General features: G+C 68.0%; 20 protein-coding genes. 9 read left to right on the top strand and 11 right to left on the bottom strand.

Annotation, left to right across the window (positions count from 1 at the left end; genetic code table 11):
• Nucleotides 1–162: 162 nt before the first annotated feature.
• From CYFUS_RS01920 to CYFUS_RS01905, 4 genes are all read right to left on the bottom strand, one after another.
• The gene (locus tag CYFUS_RS01920; protein ID WP_095983660.1) at nt 163–885 is read right to left on the bottom strand and encodes a copper homeostasis protein CutC; all 723 of its coding nucleotides are present in this window, start codon (nt 883–885) and stop codon (nt 163–165) included.
• Nucleotides 886–889: 4 nt separating this feature from the next.
• The gene (locus CYFUS_RS01915; RefSeq protein WP_095983659.1) at nt 890–3,298 is read right to left on the bottom strand and encodes a GH92 family glycosyl hydrolase; all 2,409 of its coding nucleotides are present in this window, start codon (nt 3,296–3,298) and stop codon (nt 890–892) included.
• A gap of 235 nt (nt 3,299–3,533) precedes the next feature.
• The gene (locus CYFUS_RS50245; RefSeq protein ID WP_157758182.1) at nt 3,534–4,130 is read right to left on the bottom strand and encodes a hypothetical protein; all 597 of its coding nucleotides are present in this window, start codon (nt 4,128–4,130) and stop codon (nt 3,534–3,536) included.
• A gap of 467 nt (nt 4,131–4,597) precedes the next feature.
• Nucleotides 4,598–6,361 (bottom strand): DEAD/DEAH box helicase, encoded by a 1,764-nt coding sequence (locus CYFUS_RS01905; protein WP_095983657.1) that lies wholly within the window; start codon nt 6,359–6,361, stop codon nt 4,598–4,600.
• A gap of 369 nt (nt 6,362–6,730) precedes the next feature.
• On the opposite strand from CYFUS_RS01905, the gene CYFUS_RS01900 reads away from it, so the two are divergent.
• Nucleotides 6,731–7,564 carry an AAA family ATPase gene (locus CYFUS_RS01900; RefSeq protein ID WP_157758181.1) on the top strand — a complete coding sequence of 278 codons (834 nt, stop codon included), beginning with the start codon at nt 6,731–6,733 and terminating at the stop codon, nt 7,562–7,564.
• 296 nt (nt 7,565–7,860) lie between these two features.
• Here the strand turns inward: CYFUS_RS01900 and CYFUS_RS01895 are convergent, their stop codons facing one another.
• Nucleotides 7,861–8,364, bottom strand: coding sequence for a cupin domain-containing protein (locus CYFUS_RS01895; RefSeq protein ID WP_198316431.1), 504 nt, complete (start codon nt 8,362–8,364; stop codon nt 7,861–7,863).
• Between the two features lie 209 nt (nt 8,365–8,573).
• Nucleotides 8,574–9,941, bottom strand: a complete 1,368-nt coding sequence (locus tag CYFUS_RS01890) for a hypothetical protein (RefSeq protein ID WP_157758180.1) — start codon at nt 9,939–9,941, stop codon at nt 8,574–8,576.
• Between the two features lie 67 nt (nt 9,942–10,008).
• On the opposite strand from CYFUS_RS01890, the gene CYFUS_RS01885 reads away from it, so the two are divergent.
• Nucleotides 10,009–10,836: a hypothetical protein gene (locus CYFUS_RS01885; protein ID WP_157758179.1), complete on the top strand. Its 828-nt coding sequence runs from the start codon at nt 10,009–10,011 to the stop codon at nt 10,834–10,836.
• A gap of 6 nt (nt 10,837–10,842) precedes the next feature.
• Complete coding sequence (locus CYFUS_RS01880) at nt 10,843–11,754, top strand: type VI immunity family protein (RefSeq protein WP_095983653.1); 912 nt, start codon at nt 10,843–10,845, stop codon at nt 11,752–11,754.
• Nucleotides 11,755–11,779: 25 nt separating this feature from the next.
• Here CYFUS_RS01880 and CYFUS_RS01875 read toward each other — a convergent pair whose 3' ends face one another.
• From CYFUS_RS01875 to CYFUS_RS01865, 3 genes are all read right to left on the bottom strand, one after another.
• Nucleotides 11,780–12,247 (bottom strand): MarR family winged helix-turn-helix transcriptional regulator, encoded by a 468-nt coding sequence (locus tag CYFUS_RS01875; protein WP_095983652.1) that lies wholly within the window; start codon nt 12,245–12,247, stop codon nt 11,780–11,782.
• 76 nt (nt 12,248–12,323) lie between these two features.
• Nucleotides 12,324–13,190: an SDR family oxidoreductase gene (locus tag CYFUS_RS01870; protein WP_095983651.1), complete on the bottom strand. Its 867-nt coding sequence runs from the start codon at nt 13,188–13,190 to the stop codon at nt 12,324–12,326.
• 172 nt (nt 13,191–13,362) lie between these two features.
• The gene (locus CYFUS_RS01865; RefSeq protein WP_095983650.1) at nt 13,363–14,769 is read right to left on the bottom strand and encodes a sigma 54-interacting transcriptional regulator; all 1,407 of its coding nucleotides are present in this window, start codon (nt 14,767–14,769) and stop codon (nt 13,363–13,365) included.
• 94 nt (nt 14,770–14,863) lie between these two features.
• On the opposite strand from CYFUS_RS01865, the gene CYFUS_RS01860 reads away from it, so the two are divergent.
• Nucleotides 14,864–15,199: a TerB family tellurite resistance protein gene (locus CYFUS_RS01860; RefSeq protein ID WP_095983649.1), complete on the top strand. Its 336-nt coding sequence runs from the start codon at nt 14,864–14,866 to the stop codon at nt 15,197–15,199.
• 12 nt (nt 15,200–15,211) lie between these two features.
• On the opposite strand, the gene CYFUS_RS01855 is transcribed toward CYFUS_RS01860, so the two are convergent.
• A complete protein-coding gene (locus CYFUS_RS01855) occupies nt 15,212–16,375 on the bottom strand; it encodes a hypothetical protein (RefSeq protein ID WP_198316430.1) in 1,164 nt (387 codons plus the stop codon).
• A 70-nt stretch (nt 16,376–16,445) separates the two neighbouring features.
• Nucleotides 16,446–17,105: a DUF4476 domain-containing protein gene (locus CYFUS_RS01850; protein WP_157758178.1), complete on the bottom strand. Its 660-nt coding sequence runs from the start codon at nt 17,103–17,105 to the stop codon at nt 16,446–16,448.
• A 339-nt stretch (nt 17,106–17,444) separates the two neighbouring features.
• Between CYFUS_RS01850 and CYFUS_RS01845 the strand changes: the two genes are divergently transcribed.
• The 5 genes from CYFUS_RS01845 (at nt 17,445) to CYFUS_RS01825 (ending at nt 21,053) form a co-directional block, all read left to right on the top strand.
• Nucleotides 17,445–17,648, top strand: coding sequence for a cold-shock protein (locus CYFUS_RS01845; RefSeq protein WP_002629483.1), 204 nt, complete (start codon nt 17,445–17,447; stop codon nt 17,646–17,648).
• Nucleotides 17,649–17,737: 89 nt separating this feature from the next.
• A complete protein-coding gene (locus CYFUS_RS01840) occupies nt 17,738–17,920 on the top strand; it encodes a hypothetical protein (RefSeq protein ID WP_095983647.1) in 183 nt (60 codons plus the stop codon).
• Nucleotides 17,921–18,403: 483 nt separating this feature from the next.
• Complete coding sequence (locus tag CYFUS_RS01835) at nt 18,404–18,859, top strand: response regulator (protein WP_095991739.1); 456 nt, start codon at nt 18,404–18,406, stop codon at nt 18,857–18,859.
• Nucleotides 18,860–18,993: 134 nt separating this feature from the next.
• Nucleotides 18,994–19,554 (top strand): hypothetical protein, encoded by a 561-nt coding sequence (locus tag CYFUS_RS01830; protein WP_095983646.1) that lies wholly within the window; start codon nt 18,994–18,996, stop codon nt 19,552–19,554.
• Between the two features lie 158 nt (nt 19,555–19,712).
• A complete protein-coding gene (locus tag CYFUS_RS01825) occupies nt 19,713–21,053 on the top strand; it encodes an SGNH/GDSL hydrolase family protein (protein WP_095983645.1) in 1,341 nt (446 codons plus the stop codon).
• The last annotated feature ends 1 nt before the right edge of the window (nt 21,054 follow it).

The following is a 21,054-nucleotide window of genomic DNA, read 5'->3' as shown; positions in this document are numbered from 1 at the left end:
CGCAAGGTGCGAAGCAGTGGACTGCCTTGCCCATGGGCGCTGTAGGATACGGACATACAGCACTCCGCTGGAGCGGACCAAGTACTTGGGGCCTATTTGCCAAGGGCCTCCCCAGCGCCTTGCCCGGAGAGCAACCTGCCAAGTGTCGTGCCTACCGCAAAGCTACCTCATCTGCTCCAGGATGCTCGCCAACTCCTGTTCATCCGGCAGATAGACGTTCCCGAAGTCCAACACCCTGGGGTTGCCATGCGTCATGGGGTTGGCCGTGGGTCTGCGCACAGAGCCGTGGTATTCCCGTGCACCGGACTCCTCCATCAGCCTTCCAATGTTGGAGGAGCGGATTCCCGCCCCCGGCATGATGATGATGCGCTCGCCCGCGGCCTTCACCAACTCCCCCAGGACCCTTCCCGCTTCGGGCGCGCCACTGGCCTGACCCGACGTGAGCACACGCTCGCAACCCACTTCGATGAGATCCTCCAGGGCCTGGAACATGTCCGGCGTCGCATCGAAGGCGCGGTTGCAGGTGACGCCCATCGGCCCCGCCAGTTCGACGAACCGCTTCATCAAGTCCTTGTCGAGCCGTCCATCGAGCAACTGCGCGCCAATGGAGATTCCATCGCAACCGAGCTCACGGCAGACGCGGATGTCCTGCTCGATGATGGCGATCTCGTCCTCATCGTAATAGTAGTTGCCCGCCCGGGGTCTCACGAGGGGGTACAACTTGATGGAGAGCTTCTCCCGGGTCCGCTTGATGGCACCGTGGCTCGGAGTGGTTCCCCCTTCCGTCGGGTTGTCGCAAAGCTCGACGCGCCAGGCACCGGCCTTCTCCGAGATGAGGCACGACTGGATGTTGAACGAGCAGACTTCGAGGATGGCCTTGGGCATGGGGCTACCGGGTGGAGCGTGGGCCGAAGGACGGCGGAGCATCCGCGGGAGCGGCGCCCCATCCGCGGTCGGGCGTTGATGAGAGTTCGAACTCCAGGACGCCGTCGCGAGCAATGAAGTCCGCCGGCAGCCATGCGCGCTGGGAGGGCTTTCCATTGACCTTGAGGCTCCGCACATAGGGCGCATCGGGTGCGGCGCCGGTTGCCTTGATGGTGAGGGTCGCGCCCTGGCGGGTGATGCGCGCCGACGTGAACAGCGGACTGCCGACGACCAGCTCGGCGCGCCCCGGGTAGACCGGGTACAGCCCCAGGGCCGACCACACGTACCAGGACGACATCTGCCCCAGGTCGTCGTTTCCGGAGATGCCTTCGGGTGCGTGGATCCAGATCTTCCGCATGGCGGCGCGCACGACGGCCTGCGTCTTCCATGGCTCGCCAGCGAACAGATAGAGCCAGGGAGCCGCGATGGACGGCTCGTTGTCCAATTCGGCGTGCAGCGGGCCGGCCTTGGTGACCACCCACTCCCCCTTCCCGTCCTGGAAGAACCCGTCCAGACGGGCTCGCGCCTTGTCGCGTCCGCCCATCAGCTCGAACAAACCGGCGGGATCGAACGGGACCATCCACAGGTACTGAGCCCCCGAGCCCTCGACGAACTCGTCATCGGAGGCCGGGTCGAAGGTGGGCCAGCTTCCATCGGCCTTGCGCGGCTGGAGGTAGCCGCCCGCGCTCGTGGCTGCGGGGTTGTACAGGTTGCGCCACCATCCCGACCTTTCGGTGAAGCGCCGGACGTTCGTCTTGTCGCCAGCCAGGCGCGCCAGCTGTGCCATGGCGAAATCGGCCGCCGCCAGCTCCAGCGTGTCGGACGCGCTGCCCCAGCCGGGCGAGCCGACGGGCATGTAGTGGAGCGACAGCCATTGATCGAGCCCCGGCCGCTGGCCCTGGCAGAGGACCGGACAGCCGACCCGGCCGAGGTCCTTGGGCGTCGGAACCGTCGCGGCCTTGAGGAGCGAGGCGTAGGCGCCCTTCAAGTCGAAGTCGCGTCCGCCGAAGGCGTGGATGGCGGCCACGGTGGGCGGCGAGGGATCTCCGTTCATCACCCCCGTCGCCCCCGTGACGTGCGTCCAGCGATCCCAGACGCCGCCGTTCTGCTGAGCCTGGTTGAGCAGGGACTGGGCGAGGTCGGAGCCGACCTTGGGCTCCAACAGCGTGACGAGCTGCACCTGCGAGCGATAGACGTCCCAGCCGGAGAAGTTGGCGTATTGCGCCTTCTGGGCGCCCGAGACCTCGTGGATCCTCCCGTCCATGCCGAGGTAGCGGCCATCCACGTCGCTGTGCAGGCTGGGATGAATCAGGGAATGGTAGAGCGCCGTGTAGAACACCGTGCGGTCGTCGCGGCTTCCGCCCTCGATGCGGATCTTCCCCAGCAGTTGGTTCCAGGCGTCACGCGTGGCGCCTTGCGTCCCCTCCAGCGTCGCCGAGGCCGGGCTCTCGGCCTCCAGATTGGCCAGGGCGCCCGCCTCGTCGACATAGGACACGCCAATGCGCACGTTGACGACGGGAGAGGTCTTCGGATCGAAGGAGATCCATCCGCCGGAGCCCTTGCCAGCCGGAGGGAAGCCCTGCTCACCATAGGTGGTTCCTCCCTCCGTCGAGGCCGAGCCGGGCATCACCACGCCATCGCGCCACGTGCCGCCCGTCGTGAAGGGCTGGTCGAACACCGCCACGAAATGAAGCGTGTAGTAGCTCTCACGCCGGTCGGTGGCGAGGTAGCCGCAGAAGTTGCCGCTGGTCACCGAGCCGGAGACCGTTCGTCTGTCCGGCGCGATGCGGGTGACGGCGGCGGTGCTGCCGGTCTGCGAGTCGGAGGTGCGGAACAGGACGTTCGCGGGCTTGTCGGCCGGGAAGGAGAATCGGCCCACCGCCGTCCTCGGCGTCGCCGCCAGTTCGACGGTCACACCGTTCTCCATCACCACGCGATAGGCGCCGGGCGAGGCGCTCTCCTTCGCATGGCTCATCAGGCTGGAATAGGCGAAGTAGGCGTCTGGCGAGGACGGAGAGATGCGCACCGGGGTGGTGATGGGCATGAGGGGGATGTCGCCCCCTGCTCCGGCGCAACCACTGCCCGACAGGTGGGTGAGGCTGAAGCCCCGGATACCATTGGAGCGCCACTCGTACCCGCCGGGCGCGGCGATGGGCGCGCGTCTGCCGGGCAGGGGACTCTGGTCGGGGCTGAAGGACACCATGCCGAACGGCGCGACAGGTCCCGGAAAGACGTTGCCTCCGTTCGTCGTGCCGATGAAGGGATTCACCTCCTGGGCTGGTGTCGGAGCCTGGGCCTGGGCGTCGAAGGCCAGGAGAAGGGCACCCAGCACCAGGCCGGCGCCGCGGAGGGGCATGAAGAGATGGGACGACAAGGAGGCCTCCCTCTGGATGGGGCGTGACGGCTCCCCGCCCGAGGCCTCTTACCGCCCTCTTCCGGGTCTGACCACCGGGTTCGCCTCGGCTTCACCCGCCCCGCCGCACGCGGTGTCCTCGTCCCCCTGTTCCTTCCAAGCGAGTCACCTCACCCCGACCAGTTGTCTGGCTCTCTGCTCAGACACTCTTCTGATACGTCGCGGTCCACGGCGCGGCGACCAGAGCACAGCGCCTTCACGTGCCGCAGGCGGGACAGTGGGGGCGGCCGGAGGCCAGGGGAACGCACGTCTCGCACAGCACGTGGAGCCGCTCGTCACAAAGGGCGGGCCGCTCGGTGGTACCCAGACAGCCCTCGCAGGGCAGCCGGTCGAAGACCTGGGCTCCAGCGGGCAGCCGCAGTTCCAGCTCGCGCGAGCCCTTACGCCGCCGCACGCGCATCCTCACGCGAGCCACCGGCGCGGCCACCCACAGCGCCGCCGCCAGCCGGGTGTGCACGCGCAAGGTGAAGCGGTCCGCCAGATCCCCCAGCTTGCAGTCCCGCTCCGCCAACAGGTGTTGCACCTTGGCCTCCATCGCGGCGGCGTCCACCCTCCGCCGGGGCGCCCGCGCCTCCGCCACCATGGCCGCGTAATACGCGGCCATGCGCTCGTAATCCCTCGCGTGCCTCCGGGCCGTCGCCTCCCGCACACCTCGCAGCGCCCGCTCCTCCACCTCTGGCGCGTAGCGCGCCAGCCACTGCTCCGCGCCGGGTACCACCGCTGGCTCCGGCCACGGCGCCAGCGCTCCTTCCGCGCCCACGCCACACGCGGCGATAAATCCCTCCTCTGGCACCGCCCCCGCCTGGGCGTGCACCCCCAACGCCACCACCCCCTCGTGCCGCTCGTCCGCCTCGGCCACGTACGCAAGCCACGCCACCAGATACGTCGCCTCACCCCCCGCCACCTCGAGCACCTCGGCCACGCCGTTGCGGATGACGTAACGCTCGGCCAGGCTGCGCGCGTGCCCCGCCTTGGGCGACGGCTCCCGCTTCATCCGCGCCGCCGTGACCGGCACCTCTCGCCGCGCCGCCCCCACCACCGCCTCCAGCAGAGGCGTCCCCAGACCGCACGCCACCACGTCCCCGCCTCCCACCGCCGACAGCCGCACCTCCTCGGCCAGGCCCATCTCCCGGGAGAGTTCTGGCGGCAGCAGCGCCAGCACCTCCCCCCCTTCCTCCGCCTCCAGCAGCGCCCCTCGTCGCGCGAGCGACCGTGCCGTGAATGAGAGGGGATCCGGCACCCCCCGTGCCTCCTGCACCCTCATGCCTCGAAGTCCTTTCCGAAGAGCGCCGTGTCGAGCGCCCGCGTCCGCTCGTACTGCCCGCGCGCCCGCGCCAGTTCCTCCGCGATGTCATCGAAGGCCCTCATCACCTCCTCCTCCCCCCGGGACTCGGCATAGATGGAGAGGATGCGCTCCTCCAGGTCGCGCTCGTCGGCGAGGTTGCCCAGCACCATGTCCATCTCTCCCACCACCAGCTCGAAGAGATGGATGCGCCGGTCCAGCACGTCCAGCACCCGGTCCTCCGCCGTCCCCTTCGCGCAGAGGTTGTAGACGCGCACCTCTTCCGTCTGTCCGAAGCGGTGCAGCCGGCCGATGCGCTGTTCAATCACCATGGGGTTCCACGGCAGATCGAAGTTCACCAGCACGTGACAGGACTGGAGGTTGTGCCCCTCGCTGCCCACGTCAGTGGCCAGCAGCACGGGCGCACCGGCGCGGAAGCGCGTGAGGGCCTCGTGTTTCTGCGTCTGGCTCATCCCCCCATGCACCACCTCGCGGGGCACTCCCGCCTCCTCCAGCACCTGCTCCACATAGCCGAGTGTCTCGCGGTAGCGGCTGAAGACGAGCACCTGCTCGCGGTGAGCGCGGAGGATGTCCACCAGGGCCCGGGCCTTGGCCGACTCGCGCACCGCCTCGGCCTGGCGCCCCAGCCGCTCGAGTTCGCGAGCGACAGTGGGCGAGCGCCCGTCCTGTCCGGTGAGGTGGCGCTCGCTCTGGCGGCGCAGGGTGCCGCGGACCGCGGCGGGGCTGGAACCCGCCTCCAGCAGCAACGTCGAGGCGGAGAGACGGGCCCGAGCCTCGCCCGCGTGGCGCTGGAGGAAGCCCCGCACCTCGGTGTAGAGGGCGCGCTCGCCCTCCAGCGGCTCCACCGCCACCGTCGTCACGTAGCGCGGCGGCAGTTTCAGCCCGCAGCGGGCCCGGGTGTTGCGGATGAGCACCTCGGACAGCAGGCGCCGCAGCTTCTCCCGGTTGCGTGGAGAGGTGGGCTCCTTCGAGTCCACGTACTGGCGCCGGAAGTCGGCGGGCGTGGCGAGCTGCCCGGGCCGCAGCAGGGTGACGAGGTTGTAGATCTCCTCCAGGTCGTTCTCCACCGGAGTCGCCGTGAGCAACAGGAGGAAGCGGCTCTTGAGCCCGTCCACCAGCTTCCAGGCCAGCGTGCGCCGGTTCTTCACGTGGTGGGCCTCGTCGACGATGACCAGGTCCCAGGGCTGTGCCTGGACGAGCGGCGCGTGCCGGGCGCTCCGGGCCAGGGCCAGCGAGGCGATGAGCACCCCCTCGCTCCGCCAGAAGGACTCGGGCGGCGTACCGGGGGAGAGGTCCGAGGTGGCCTGTGCCTCGAGACCGGCCTTGACGGCCAGCTCGCCCTTCCATTGGAGGACGAGCGGGGGCGGCACCAGCACCAGCACCCGGCGCACCATGCCGCGCAACTGGTACTCGCGCAGCACCATGAGTGCCTCCACCGTCTTGCCCAGACCTACCTCGTCGGCGAGCAGGACCCGGCCCCGGTGTTGGCGCAGCACTCGCCGGACCGTCTCGAGTTGGTAGACATGGGGCTCCACCCCGTGGAGGGAGGAGAAGGCGAGCAGCTCCTCGAACTGCTCGGCGGACGCGAGCGCATGGGCCCGCAGGGTGTGGGCCACGGCGGCCACGGAGTCCCTCGGCCGGGTGAGGAGCGGAGTCAATGCTTGCGGCTCGAGCGGCGCGAACTCGGCGCGCGCAAGGCCTGTCTCCCGCGAGCTGTGCATGACGTCTCCACTGAATTGGGACAGATGTCCTCCAGGACCGATGGGGAGTCCGTGATGGGCCTCGTCCGTGTCGGGGCTGCCCCGTACAGGATAATGCACTACCCGGGAAGTTCAACCCGGAAGGTGACTTCCCAGGAAGGGACCTCCCTCAAGCGGGGAAAAGAAGGGGCCGGAGGAGGAGGGCCCGAGCGGCTGGCGGCTCTGGAGCGCCATGTCGAGCGCGCCGAGCACCAGGTGTCGGCATGGTGTCGTGCCGGGTGTCCGGTAGAGGGAGACATAACGGCCCTCCAGCACAGCGCGACCACGAGCGTGTCCGCGCGAGCACGTGTCCTGAGAAGCTCCAGGCTACAAATGCTCACACGCCTTCTCATGGAAAACTACCGCTGCTTCGAGCAGGCCGTCATCGAGCCGGGCTCGCTTGCCCTGCTTGTTGGCCCGAACGGAGCAGGGAAGAGCACTGTATTCGATGCACTCTGGAACATCCGCCAACTCGTCATCACCGGGGGAAGCGCCTCGGAACTTTTTCCCGACGCAACACGGATGCGCTGGGGGCGCCAGAGCAGGCAACGATTCGAGCTCGGTTTCCGTGGACCTGATGGGGACTACACGTATCGCCTCGTCATCCGCCATGGGAAGGGCGCGCAAAGCGGTCAGCTCGAACGCGAGGAGATTCTGTACGAGCAGCAACCGCTCTACTCCTTCTCTCGGGAAGAGGTCTCGCTCCATGCACATGACAAATCCCCGGCACACCGTTTTCCGGCGGGAACCAAGCTCTCGCCGCTTTCGAACCTGCCACTTCAAGTTCGTTCGAAGCGCCTGGACTGGTTGACGGACCGGATTTCCCGTATCTGGGTCTTCCGTCAAGTGCCTCCGTTCAAGTTCAAGGCGTGCCGGGTGATGGCGCTGGGCTTCCCGTTCCTGAGCTTCTCGCGCGAGGTTGGCTCGAATGAGCATCCGGCGCGTACAGGTGGTGGTGCTTTGCGAGGGGTTGAAGGACTACAACTTTTCCCGCGGGTGCCTGGTGAGATGTGGATGCGCGCGCCCTGCTCGTGCTCGTTGACGCGGATACGGAGCCGGAGGGAGGAAGGGAGCAGGCGCTCGACAAGCGCCTTCGCGACGCGGACCAGGAGCCACGAAAGAAAGGAGAGAGGATTGCGCTCTGGGTTCCGAAGCGCCAGCTCGAAACCTGGATTCATTTCCTGACTCATGGGAAGGCGGACGAAGAGACGGACTACAAGCGCGAGCATGGGCGCAGGCGTCCGGAGTACAAGCCTGCGGCCGAACGGTTCGCTCAACTCCTCGAGAAAAGGCGGCCGCTGCCCTCCCATGTGATGCCCTCTCTAAAGAAGGCCGCGGTTGAATTCGAGCGGATCCGGACGCCTCGAAGTAAGCGGTCCACACCCACGCGCAAGCTGTGAGGGGGACCAGATTGGCCTCGGCTTCACCCGTCCCCACCCCGCGCGCGGCCTGTCCTCGTCCCCCTGTTCCTTCCAAGCGAGTCACCGGGTGATGTTGAAGAAGCTCTTGATGACGTGCTTGCCCTTGACATCCCAGACAACGGTCTGCCCCTGGCGGATGAAGTAGCTGTCACCCTTCTTCAAGGTGCGGGTCTGCTTCGTCTCATCGGTGAGGGTGACTTCCCCATCGAGGATCGTGGCGTGTTCGGTGAAGGGGAAGTGGATCCTCACCTTCCCGGTGGTCGCCTTGAAGATGCCAGCCATCATGCCCTGCTCGCTGAAGTCGATCCGGGCGGAGAGGACGGGATCGCCTTCGAGGACCTCGCCCCCCATGTCCTCCGGGTCCCCCAGCGGGCGCAGGAGCGATTCGTCCACGCGCCGCCGCGGCGAGTAGACGACCATCGCCTGTCCGTCGAGCGCCTCGGGCAAGGACGTGGACCGTTTGAGCAAGCCCGACGCCGCGGGGCTTCCACCAAAGGCCTCCAGAATCCCATCGAGCGTGAACAGCGCCCCCCCCAACGAAAAATGACGATCGAGATGAAACATGGCTCCCCCAGTGCTCGGCTTCGTTCGCGTCCAACATCAGGGACCAACCCCTGACACGCACCAAGGTGCCACACGCTGCCATCCCCGGCTGTGTTTCTCTTCACGTCAGAGGTGTGAACACGATCACACCCGGCCGGGCAATCGTTGGCCGGCATCTCGAGGTATTGTAATTCTGGAGTTGGAGCGGATCCGCGCACCCCAAAGCAAGCTCAAGGCAGGGGGATTTTGCCCGCGAAGGCTCGCATCCAGGTCAGCTCGTCCCGGGCCCTGGGCGCGCAGGACTCCTCCTGCAAGGAAGCCAGGGGCCAACGATAGTAGGCCGCTTGCAGCAAGGACGCCTGCCATCGCCCGACGTCCACCCACACCGTGATGCAGTCGTCGCGCGACGGTGGGTGCTCCATCCATTCACTGCCGAGCATCTGCAACCGAAGCCCCTGTTCCACTTCCAGGCACGAGTGCTGCTCTCGCAAGCGCGCTCCGGCGACCCATAGCAGACGTCCCAGCCATCGCCGATCCTCGTCGTTCAGGTGCGCCTTGCTGGCCCGAGCCCGGTGGTAGAGCCACGCGCCCAGGGAGACCCCCTGAGCCAGGGTGGCCGCCGACCACGCATGATGACCCGGTGGGCGCAACGCCTCGTAATACCCACGCATCTCCACGAAGAATTGCTCGCTGGAGGGCTGCTTCCACTCGGCCAAGGTGACCAGATTCTCGAGCGTTTCCAGCTCCCCTCGGGTGAAGGGCTGAGAGAACGAACTGCCGGTCAGGAAAGGAATCAAGGCGAGCTGGAGGGTGCGGGGAGAGGCTCCGGCGAGCTGCCCGATCCGCTCATCCACGGCTGGCAACAAGCCCGGACGCGGTGGATCTCGTTCCTCGTAGGCGTAGAGGTGCTCGCGAAGTGCCACGAGAATGGGAAGGGAGTCAGAAGAGAGGACCAGCCCACGCACCTCTTCCAGGTGTAACCGAGCCAGGTCTGGATTCAACACCACCAGGGGCAAGCGCCGGGACTCGTGGGTTGCATCCCAGGGTGACCAGGTGTCGGCCATCAGGTGATTCCACTGAAAGGGACTGGGGAGCAGGGTGCTCTGACGGAAGTCAGGCCTTCCGAGCGACTGCCAGGCACCGAAAAAGGCATGACGCCATTGGGACACACCCGGCTGGCGCTCGGCGAGGTGGCGCAACAGGAGTGCCTCCGGTGACTGCCTGATCGCGGCGCCATCGAGGTATGGGAGAGCAAGGTCCCACCTGCCCACCTGCATGAACCAGCATGCCGCCAACAGTTGGGCGGGCGCATGAGTCCTGGCGGCTTTCAGCACTCGGCCAAGCAAGGGGAGCTCGCCCAGAGTGCCGTCAAAGGCATGCTCGGCGGCTTTCTGGGTCAGCCGCGCGGCTCCTTCCGCATCCTTCTTGCGCTCGTCGAACCACTCGAAGGCCGACCACCCCACCCCCGCCGTGAGGGGCACCAGACCCAGACCCCAGAGCAACACCCGGCGGCGTGTCCAGTAATGAGACTGCCCGCCAGCATCCGTGGAGGTCTGTCCGCCATTCCGCCCCGCCTCTCCGCCTTCCGATGTGCCCATGAGCCCCTCGGATCCGCATGTTACCATGAGGCACATGCCCCCCTCCTCCTCGAAGAAGGTGTCCTGGATGCTCGCCCTCCTGGCCCTGCTCCAGGTCGAGTGCCTGGCGGAGTCCGACCCCGTTGGACCAGAAGGCGAATGCGGCCCGCGGGACCTCACCCCCGAATGCTGTCTCAAGCAGTTTCCGGGCGAATGGGAGCGCTGCACGGGCTTCGAGGCGGAGCAGGTGGTGCGCTCGCCATCCCGGGGGATGAAGTTCGCTGCCGCCGGCATGGCGACCATCGTGGCGACGGCGATGCAGCCCCGGATCAATGCCGCCGAACAACGGGGAGTGGAACTGGCGGCGGACCTGCTCGCGAATGTCGAGAAGGCCATCGTACGGTGTACGCGCGAAGCAGACAAGCAGGTCAACGACCACCACTTCCAAGGCCGAAGCCCAAACGCGGAGATCTGCCAGCAGATCAAGGCGGGCGAGCAGGTGACGTGGGCCGTCTATCTGGGGCTGTTCAAGCACGAGCAGGCCTGGCCATGTCTGCGCGAGGCGTTGAACCTGCTACTCCCCGGGCGCTACTGGCTCCATCCTCGTTTCCGGCTTGATGACCGGACCGGCCGGTGGGTGTTCCTGGACAAGAAGGCGGTAGAAGAGATCGTGGCGAAGCAGGGCTGGAAGGGGCTGAAGGGAACCATCGAGCCCGACCTCATCCTGTTGGATGAACAGGGTGTCATCGTCGGCGTGTACGATCTCAAGTTCCCCTGTCCGGAAAGCAATATTGCCCGGTGGGAGAAGTACAGCAAAGGCCCCTGGCAGGATTGGTTTCAAGGAGAGCGCTACGAACAAGCACTCGGGGTCCCTCCTCGCCTCGTTTCCCCCCGGGAGGGGATCCTCCCGGAGTAGGAGAAAATGTTCTCCATGCAATACCCTCGGATACGACACTTCAACGAACGCGGTGAATTGCGCGCAAGCGATGCCCTGATTCTTTGCTTCTACATGCGACACCCCAATGAAAGGATCGCACCGGCCGTCGTGCATGCCTTGGAACGATTTCGTGAAAAAATACGACCCTATTCCTTCGAACGGTTTGATGTTGGCGAAGGACAGGCCCCACCGCTCGATGAACCCTCGTGGGGGCGGATCCGCCAAGGAGCGCTCGCACCAGGACCCGAGGAGGCTGTTTTTTTTGCCCTGGAGGGAAAGACAAATAGAGCGGATGATCTCTACGTAGACTACCGAGGGCTGGACGTCGTCCCACTCCCCTGGCCCGATCGGAAGCATGATGTGAGCGTCTTGTACATCCGCCTGCCCACTGAATACCTGGAAGAGCGAGGCCCGACTCATGTGCAAACCCTGGCTCTCGAGCTGGCGGCGGAATTGCCCTTCAACTCCGGATATGTGGACTTCGCGCTCTGCACGAAACCGTGGTACTTCAGCGAGGTCCTTCCTCTCATCCACCCGCGCTTCCCCGGGGTCCATCTCGCCTCGAAAAGCGCGGTACTGCGCATGGATACCTGGGTGGAGGGAGTGCACTGGATGAACTTTCTCGGACAGCCCGTACTGGGCCAGCTCGGTGGTGTGGCCGCCCTGAAGAAGGCCTTGTCCCTTCCAGGCATCTCCCTCCAGGAGATGAGCGGAGACCGGGTGCTCATCACGTTGGGCGAACGGCCCGAACCGGGAGATACCCAGGCGGGCCAGACGCTTCCCCTGCACCGCGCCCTCGCCCGGCTGCTTGAGCCGCATCTGCATCATTGGGGGGTTCCCGCCACCCGGTTGGACGCGGAGCAGATACTGCGTTGGGAGCGCCGCTTCCTGGAATGAGTCCCCGGCAAGAGCCAGGACTCTCTCAAGGAGGCGGCGTGTTGAAGCGCCGCAAGAGCTCGGCGAAGGTCGCGAGTTCGTCGGTGCTCCAGTGCGCGGTCCGCTGGAGGAACACCTGCCCCTTCTGCTCGAAGGCCTTCTTCATCCGCTTCTCCCCCAGGGGCGTCAGGGACAGGATCGTCGCACGGCGATCCTCCGGGTCCGGTGCCGCGCGAAGAAGGCCCACCTCCTTGAGGTCGCGGATCAGCCGGCTCACGGCGCTCTTGTCCATGGCCACCCCCTCGGCGATCGCTCCCGCATGGGCCGGGCCGAACGCATGGAGCCACCGCACGACATGGAACGCCGCGGGCTGGAGATCGGGATGGACCTGAGCCGCCGAGGCGGCCGTCAAGGTCCTGGCGGCGGAGAGCAGCGCACCGAGCTGCTCTCCCACGGAGGCGAGGAGTTGTTCGCGAACGTCATCGTCGCCACGGTCCCGCTTCAGGCCAGTCACCCCCCGACCATAACCCGTGCGCGAAGACACGTCGCGCGCGTCCGGAAGCAGAGGACGCGACCCGGGCGGCCGGAGTTCAGTTCCTGGCGACCAGCTCGGCGGTGGCCCGCCACAGACGTCGTTGCAGCTCGGCGTCACGGCACAGGGTCGCCGGAGGCTGGGAGCGGAAGCGGCGCGTGGAGGAGAAGAACCCTCCCGTCACCTCCTTGAACTCGGGGTCGGTCGCCAGCTGGACGATGATGCGGGCGCCCCGCTCGGGACTCAGCAACCCCCACCGGGTGAGGAGACCCGCCAGCCCGTTGAACAGCTTCGATTCCCGCCCGAGCCCGCTGGCGTTGAGGCCGGGACAACAGCTATTGACCGTGACCCCGGTACTGGCGAGTCGAAGCGCCAGCTCCTGGGTGAACAGGATGTCCATCAGCTTCGAGCGGGCATAGAGTTCGAACGACTCCGCCATACTGAAGGCGCTGGTGGAGCGCAGATCCCGCTCCGGCTCGAGCGTACGAACCTGCCGGTGGGCATCGGATGCGACGTTGATGATGCGGCACGGCGCCGAGGCGATCAGCTTGTCGCGCAGCAGGTCGGTCAGCAGCCACGGAGCGACATAGTTCACGGCCACCATCTCCGGCAGCCCGTCCCCGGTCACCCGCTGGGAGAAGGCATGCAGGCCCGCATTGTTCACCAGCACGTCGATACGGCCGTAGTGCTCATCGAGCTGTCTGGCCACACGGCGCACGTCGTCGAGCACGGAGAGATCCGCGAGAAAGACATCCACCACGGCACCGGGAGCCTCGCGTTGGATGTCGGCCCGGGCCTGGGCCGCCTTGGTCTCACTGCGCGCGACGAGTCCCAGGTGCGCGCCACGCCGGGCCAGTTCGATGGCGGCGGCACGGCCAATGCCATGGGTGGCACCGGTGATGACGATCACGAGAGCGTCCGACATGCGTCTTCCTCGCGGAGATTCCAGCCACCGGGAATAGTGGACTTTCATCCACCATATCACCTCGCGGACCGTTTGTTGATACTTATCAACCATCCGGGGCGGACAAGGCCCGGGCGCTCCCCCGCGCGAAACGCGGAAGGAGGCAAGAGGCCCGACGAGACGGGAAGAGGCCCTACTTGATGCCGTGGCGCCGGAGCAGGCGGTAGAGGTACACCCGGTCCATGTCCGCGCCCGCGGCCGCCTGGGACACCTTGCCCTGGTGCAGCGCCAGGAGCGCGCGCAGGTAGCGTCGCTCGAAGTCGTCCAGCGCCAGGCGCCGCGCCTCGGCGTACGGCACCTTCGGGTCCACCTCGGCACGGCTGCCCTGGGGGGCCACGTCCGTGAGGTCCAGCGTGTCCTCGAAGACGAGGCAGCGCTCCAGGTAGTTGCGCAGCTCGCGCACGTTGCCCGGCCATGCCGCCTGCTCCAGCCGAGAGATGAAGCCGGGCGAGCGCAGCGCCTGGGTCCGCTCCGGCTCCGCGCCCAGCCCCAGGAGGATCTGCTCCACCAGCAACTGCAAGTCCTCGGGCCGCTGGCGCACGGGCGGCAGCGGCACGCGCAGCACCGCCAGGCGGAAGAACAGGTCCGAGCGGAAGCGCCCCGCGTTCACCTCCGCGCGCAGGTCCCGGTTGGTGGCGGCGATGATGCGCACGTCCACGGGCACGTAGGCGTTGGTGCCCACCCGGCGGATCTCCCGCGCCTCCAGCACCCGCAGGAGCTTGGGCTGAAGCTCGGCGGGCATTTCGCCAATCTCGTCGAGGAAGACGGTGCCCCCATGCGCCTCCTCGAAGGCGCCGATGCGCCGCGTGGCCGCCCCCGTGAAGGAGCCCTTCTCGTGGCCGAACAGCTCGCTCTCCAGCAGGTCCGCCGGAATGGCGCCACAATCCACGGTGAGGAAGGGCCTGTCCCGGCGGGCACTCTCCTGGTGGATGGCCTGCGCCGCCTGGCTCTTGCCCGTGCCCGTCTCCCCCTCCAGCAGCACCGTCACGTCCCGGGCCGCCGCGCGCTCGAGCAGCGCGAAGCACATGCGCATGGGCACCGACACGCCCACGAGCGAGCCGAAGCGCGTGCGCTCGGACACCGGCAGCCGGTTGTTGTCCGGGCTGTAGTCGAAGCGCACCACGGCGCGCCCCAGCCGCAGCAGGCTGCCCCCGCGCAGGTAGCCCTCGGACACCTGCACCCCATCCAGGATGACGCCGTTGGTGCTGTCCAGGTCCTTCACCCGCGCCCCTCGGAGGCCCACGCGGATTTCACAATGGAAGCGCGACACCGTGGGGTCATCCAGGGTGAAGTCGTTGCTCGGGTGCGAGCCGATGGAGCACGCATCCGACACCGAGTCCCACACGGTCCCCGGCCCGGGCCCCTCCACCACGGTGAGCAGGAAGCGGCGGACGGCGGGCACGTCGGGCGCGTTGGGCACGTGCGTGTAGGGCCGGGTCACGCTCAGGTCCTGGGCGTCCTCAACCCCAGGCACCTCCGCGGTCCCCCCGTCCTCCTTGCGCGAAGCAGGCGTTGCTCGAGTCCGATCGGACGAAGTCATGGGGCGCCACGCTAGCACGCGCGCCCCTTCGCCCAGGGTGCATGGACGTGGGCGGAAGAAAAGGCGACCCTGCGCCCGCGGAGACCCCCCGGGAATGACGACCCCCATCGACGACCGCTTCTACATCGAGCTGCTCAAACTGCTGCTGCACGTGGCCTGGAGTGATGACGAGATCGACCCGCGCGAGGCCCAGGCACTCGTGGGCGCGGCGGCGCGCTGGAAGGTGCCCCTGCCCGAGCTGCAACGGCTGGAGCGCTGTCTGGAGCTGGGCGAGCCCCTGCCCGCCCCCAACCTCGGCCTCCTGCGCCAGCACGCCGACGAGGCGATCGCCACCGTGCGCACCCTCATTGAAACCGACGCCTCGGTGCACGTGTCCGAGCAGGAGATGCTCGCGCAGGTGCGCGAGATGCTCGGCCTGCCCCCGGCCTGAGGCGCTCCCACCCTACGCGCCGAGCAGGGCCGCCCAGAAGTCCGCGAGCCGCCAGACGTCCGGGGCGCCCGCCACCCGATCCATCTCGGCGTGGGTGATGAGGGGTGTGAGCAACAGGCGCACCCGCGTCCGGGGCTCCAGCACCCACGCGAGGCGCTCGGACTCGACGGCGGGGATGACGGTGTCATCCGTGCCATGCAGCAGGAAGACGGGCGAGGCAGGGGCGGGTGAGTGCTCGGGAGACAGGGCCCGGGCGCTGGCGAAGTCCTTCACGTGCGGCAACAGCAGCGGCCCGAGCGCGGCGACATTGCGCTCGTTCACGTACCGCAGCAGGGTGGCGGCGGGCTCGGGCAGCGCCGCTTGCAGGCGTCGGGCCTCGGCGAAGGTCTCCGCCGCCCGCCGCGCGTCGTGCATGGCCAGGTGCGAGGCGCGCAGGAAGGTGAGGATGCCCGCGCGCAGCGGCTCCACCTGCTCCGCGGGCACGAGCTGTCCGGCCACGTTGAGCAGGAGGATGACGACGCCATAGTCATGCGGCGCGCGGTGCACGCCATCCGCCTGGACCCCCGTGCACAGGAAGGCGAGCACGCGCGTGAGGTCGCCATGTCCCCCGAGCGAGAAGGTGAAGGCCACCTTGTCCGCGAGCGCTGGCCTCCCCGCGGCCACGAGCGACAGCCCTCCCGAGAAGCTGATGCCCATGAGGCCCACCCGTCCGTCGGGCGCGAGCTCGGGCCGCGCGGAGGCCCAGAGCGCGGCGTCCTCGATCATGTCCGGCTCGCGCGGGGTGAGCTGGTAGCTCAGCAGATCCGGCAGCTCGAGGGTGAGGACGGTGAGCCCCCCGGTGGCGAGCTGCCGCGCGAGCGCGCCCAGGCGGGGCTCGTCGATGCCCTCCGCGTGCACCCCGGGGATGAGCAGGACGGTGCGGCCCTCGGGCCGCGCGGGGCGGAAGACGCGGGCGCGCAGGGGCCCATGGCGCGAGGGCACGGGGGTGTCCTCCACGGTGAAGGACTGGGTGTCCCAGCGCGCGAGGTGCCCGGCCAGGCCCTCGTCCCGGCCGGAGGCGCGGGCCACGAGCGACAACCCCCGGAGCAGGGGATGCAGCGAGAGCGGGACCGAGAGCAGCACCGCTCCCAGCAGGGCCAGGAGCGTCACGCGGCGGAAGGGCAAGGAGGAGCGCATCGGGGGGCGCATTCAACCAGCGAACGCGCACCCGCGAAAACCGGGGACTCGGGGCTCGCCCGCCCCGGGCTCAGCCGGAGATGATGCGCTGCAGTTCCTGCTTGTCGTTGGAGAACGAGAACGAGCCGTTGAGCTGGTAGCCGTTCTGCCGATCCAGCACGCGCGGCCACAGCATGCGCACCACCGACAGCCGATCCGCCGAGAAGGAGAACTGCTCGACCGCCCGCGCCACCTGGCTCACCAGGAAGTAGTCCCCGCGGCTGGCCGTCTCGAGGACGCGCAGCTTCTCCGCGGAGAAGGACTCGCGCGACACGGCGTTGAGGATGTCGCGCAGCCGCTGCTCCGGGATGGCCGAGACCGCGGGCGGGGGCGGGGCGGGCGGACGCGACGGCGGACCGTCGTAGCCCCCACGCGCCTCGGGTGCGCGGGCCACCACCTGACGCAGGGCGGAGAGTTCCTGGTACGCCTCGTTCAGCCTGCCATCGCCGCGCCGGCCGCGCTCGGACTCCTTCAGCAGCGACTCCAGACGGGCCAGGCGCCGCTCCAGGTCCTCGCGCTCGACCACCACCTGCGTGCTCCTACCTCCACGCCAGGACTCGGCGTCACCGGAGCGCGCACTCGCGGACGCACCCGGAGGCGCCAGACCCGTGGCCTGACCCGGGGGCGGAGGGGTCTGGGCGGAGGCGGAGAACGCGGTAAGCAGGGCCAGGGCGGCGAACAGGGCTTTCATGGAATCATCTCTCGGAGGAAAGGCGGAAGCTGCAACTGGCCTGCTCCGACGTGGGCCCCCCGGCTCCATTCAAACCTCTCGCTCCACGGAGCGCTCCAGGGGTCGGCTGGAGAGCAGGCGGACCAGGAAGCCCCACATCCACACTTCCACCAGGAACAGAAAAGGGCCCGAGCGCGTTTTCCAGCAGGTCGTGATTCCCACCCGACTGTCGTGAAAATGCCGCTGGGAGATTTCCTGGCTCGACTTCACGGGGGAGCGGGTTATAGGTCCCGATCAACGCTCGCGAGAGCGAACAGTTTGGCGATTGGACGCCCTGCTGTACCGGAAAGCATCAAGTCAATGGCAACTGGCACCGTGAAGTGGTTCAACGATTCGAAGGGCTTCGGTTTCATCGCGCAGGATGGTGGCGAGGACGTGTTCTGCCACCACACCGCCATTCAGTCGGACGGATTCCGCACCCTGGCCGAGGGCCAGCGGGTGGAGTTCGACGTGAAGCGCGGCCCCAAGGGCCTGCAGGCCGAGAACGTGCGCGTCACCGGCTGATCCGCCGCGCGTCGCACCTTATTTTTCAGTCATGAGGCCCGGCCTCCCCAGAGGTCGGGCTTCTTTTTTCCTCTTTCCCCGGAGCAACCATGCAGGGAAGGTCCACGAAGAGACAGAAGGAAATGGCCCGTCAGCAGAAGCAGCGCGACAAGGAGGCCAAGAAGGCCGAGCGGCAGCGCGACCGGGAGACCAAGCCCGCTCGGCTGCCCGGTGAGGAGGATCCCGATATCGCGGGCATCATCCCCGGTCCCCAGCCGCCGCTGGAGATGTGAAACCGAGTGAAATCGAGTGAAACCGCTTGATGGGCGCCGGTGGCGGCGACCGGGCTGGAATCGATTGAAGATTCCGGTCCCCCGCTGTCCCGGGAGCCCTCGGCATCTCTCCCCCCACATCGCCCCCTACACCGCGGCGCGTCGCGCGTGGCCCGCTCCTCGAAGGTGAAGAGCCGAGGGCCCGCGACCCCCGCCGTCCCAGGGAATCGTCCCAGGGAGTCCTTGTCCGCCCGGCTGTCCTGTCCTCCCGTCCATCCTCGGGCAAGGGACTTGGCACTATGCCCCCAGACCCTTCCGCCTCCACCGGCGGGGCAAGCGGGCCTCCGGGTGGAAACGCTGGTCTTTCAACCACCTGCGTACCAAATCATACATGTCACCCAGTGAGCGGACGAAGAACCGGTCATGAAGTGGTGTGCCCGGACGGCCCTCCTGGTCGAGGCGAAACGTTCTCACCGCTGCGACGTGAAAGGGACCGGTGCGGCCATGAGCACCATTTTGCTAGTGGATGACGAGACCGAACTTCTCGATCTCTATACAGAGGTCCTGGAGCTGATGGACCATCGGGTGCTGCGCGCCCGGGATGGACGCGAGGCGCTGCACCTCGCCCAGCAACGGCATCCGGATCTGGTGGTGACCGACTGGCAGATGCCGCGCATGACGGGAGTGGAGTTGTGCCAGCACTTCGTCCAGGACGAGGAGCTGCGCGGCATTCCCATCATCATGCACAGCGCCGCGACGGATCCCCACGCCCCCGGGGTGATCGCCTTCCTCTCCAAATGCGCGGAGCTGAGCCACTTCGAGGAAGTGGTCAACCAGGCCCTCGTCGACTCCGGCGCCGAGGCGCAGGGCCCGCCCCACGGTCCCCGTCCGGGCGACCTGTCCCGTGCATCCCGAGAGACCCTCTGGCAGCGCGACGAGGCGTGCTCGCTCATGCACTGAACCCGAGGGGCCGCGCTGATCCACGCCGGCTCCTGCCTCGCCCACCAGGCGAGCCGCTCTCGCTGCCCTGCCGACATGTGGGGCGTGTGTAGCTTCAGCGTCACACCACACACGCAGTACGGAGGGGTTCTCCCATGACGACACCCGTTCTCACCACCAGCGCCTATGTCCTCCACAACCTCGGCCTCGCCGTGGGCTTTGGTGGCTCGCTCTTCGGCCAGGCGGCCCTCAATCCGTCGGTCAAGCTCATCAGCGACAAGCAGGAGCGCGCCAGGCTCGTCAACACGGCGTGGAATGGCTACAACATCATCAATGCCCTGAGCATCGGGACCGCCGCCATCACCTGGCTGGTGGGCCGCACCGCCATCAGCGGCCGTTTCATCTCGCCCGAGACGCGCAGGCTCGTCATCGCCAAGGACTTCCTGATGGGCGCCACGCTCGTCAGCGGCTTCGTCAACCTGCTGAGCGGCGGCTTCCTCGCCAAGCGCGCCCTCAAGGAGGGCATCCCCATGGACTCGGGCTACAAGGCCTCGCCCGAGGCGCCGCAAGACGTCAAGAACGCCACCCGCCTCGTCAACGGCCTGGGCCTCTTCAGCATCATCAGCATGGCGGGTCTGATCGGCGTGTCCACCTGGCTGGACAACCAGGCCGCCACCAGCAGCAAGTGGAACCTGCTCGCCCGCATCCTGCCGTGAGACCCCGGCACACCTGAGGCCATCCAGCCTCCTCCCGTCCACGTGATGGGGGGAGGCCGTCTCGTTTTCCGGGTTCCCAGGCCGCGATTCCGACGCGGGTGCACCTCCCCATCGGCCGGGAGCGTGCACACCCTCTGGGCGCGATCGGAGGGGTGGGTATGGGCGGATATGGACGAACGCGGTGGGCGGTGTGGACGTGGGCGTTCCTGATGGTGGGATGCGGGCCGTCGGACGGCCCGGCCGTGGAGCCCCCCGTCGAGGAGCCTCCCGCGATGGAGGTCCCCTCACCCCAGGAGCAGCCCCCGCCGGATGTCATCGTCGTGGCCCCGGTCCGGCCCGATGACGAGCAGGCGAGCGAGCCCCGTCCGGCCCCACCGATGTTCCAACCCGGCTTCCACCAGGCGCTGCGCTGGTCCTACAGCACGTCCCAGGCGACCAGTGGCACCCTCACGGTGCGCCTGCGCGTGCCGGTGGGGCGTCCGGGCCAACGCGTGCGGCTCACCTTCCGCTCGGGAGACGGCTCGCTGACGCTGAGCAAGGCCACGGTCGCCAAGGCGGGCGCCAATGGCGCGCTGGCCTCGAGCCCGGTGGCGGTGACGTTCGCGGGCTCCGCGGGCTTCTCCGTGGGCGCCCGCGCGCTCGCGGTGTCCGATCCCATCCCCTTCACCGTGGGCTTCCGCGACGAGCTCGCCATCTCCTTCGAGGTGAAGGGCGCCCTGGGCGCCAGCGCCATCGAGACGCTGCCCGGCAGCTACCTCCGATCGGGCTCCTACGCGAGCACCTCCGGCGCCCTGGGCGGCACGGCGTCGGGGGTCGGCCTGGGGCTGGCCACCGTGGACGTGGAAGGCCCGCCTTCCCGCGCCTTCGTCGCGATCGGCGACAGCATCACCGAGGGCTACATCTCCGAGCGCGACGACACGCGCAAGGCCTGGCCCTCGCTCGCCGAGGCCCAGCTCGGCGTCCCCGTCGTCAACTCGGGCGTCTCCGGCCAGGGCTTCTACGAGGAGCTCGAGAACCTGGATCAAGAAGTGCTCTCGCTCCAGGGCATCACCGACTGCGTCGTGCTGCTGGGCACCAACGACTTGAGCTCGCTGGACATGGCGGGGTTGCAGAGGCGCATGGAGACACTCGTCACGCGCCTCCAGCCGCGGTGCCGCACGTGGGTGAGCACCCTCCTGCCCAAGGAGAAGAGCAACCACGGCGACTACGAGGTGGTGAAGCGGGATCGGCTCACCTTCAACGCCTGGCTGCGCACCACCTACAGCACCTCGCTCATCGACCTCGAGGCGGTGACGCGCCAGCCCGACAACGTGCACCTCTTCCTCGACGGGCTGGAGGTGGATGGCATCCACCCGAGCGTCAAGGGCCACCAGGTCATGGCCACCGAGGTGGCGCGCGTGTTGCGCGCGGCGGGTGTGCAGGCCGCGGCGGGCGTGCAGGTGCAAGCGCCCACCGAGGATGCCTCGAGCGACGCTCCGCCCTCGCCGTCCGCCCCCTGAG

It is taken from the genome of Cystobacter fuscus, assembly GCF_002305875.1.
In the GTDB taxonomy this organism is placed as follows: domain Bacteria; phylum Myxococcota; class Myxococcia; order Myxococcales; family Myxococcaceae; genus Cystobacter; species Cystobacter fuscus_A.
Note: the sequence above shows the minus strand (reverse complement) of the source record. Positions and strands in the feature narration are given on the sequence as shown.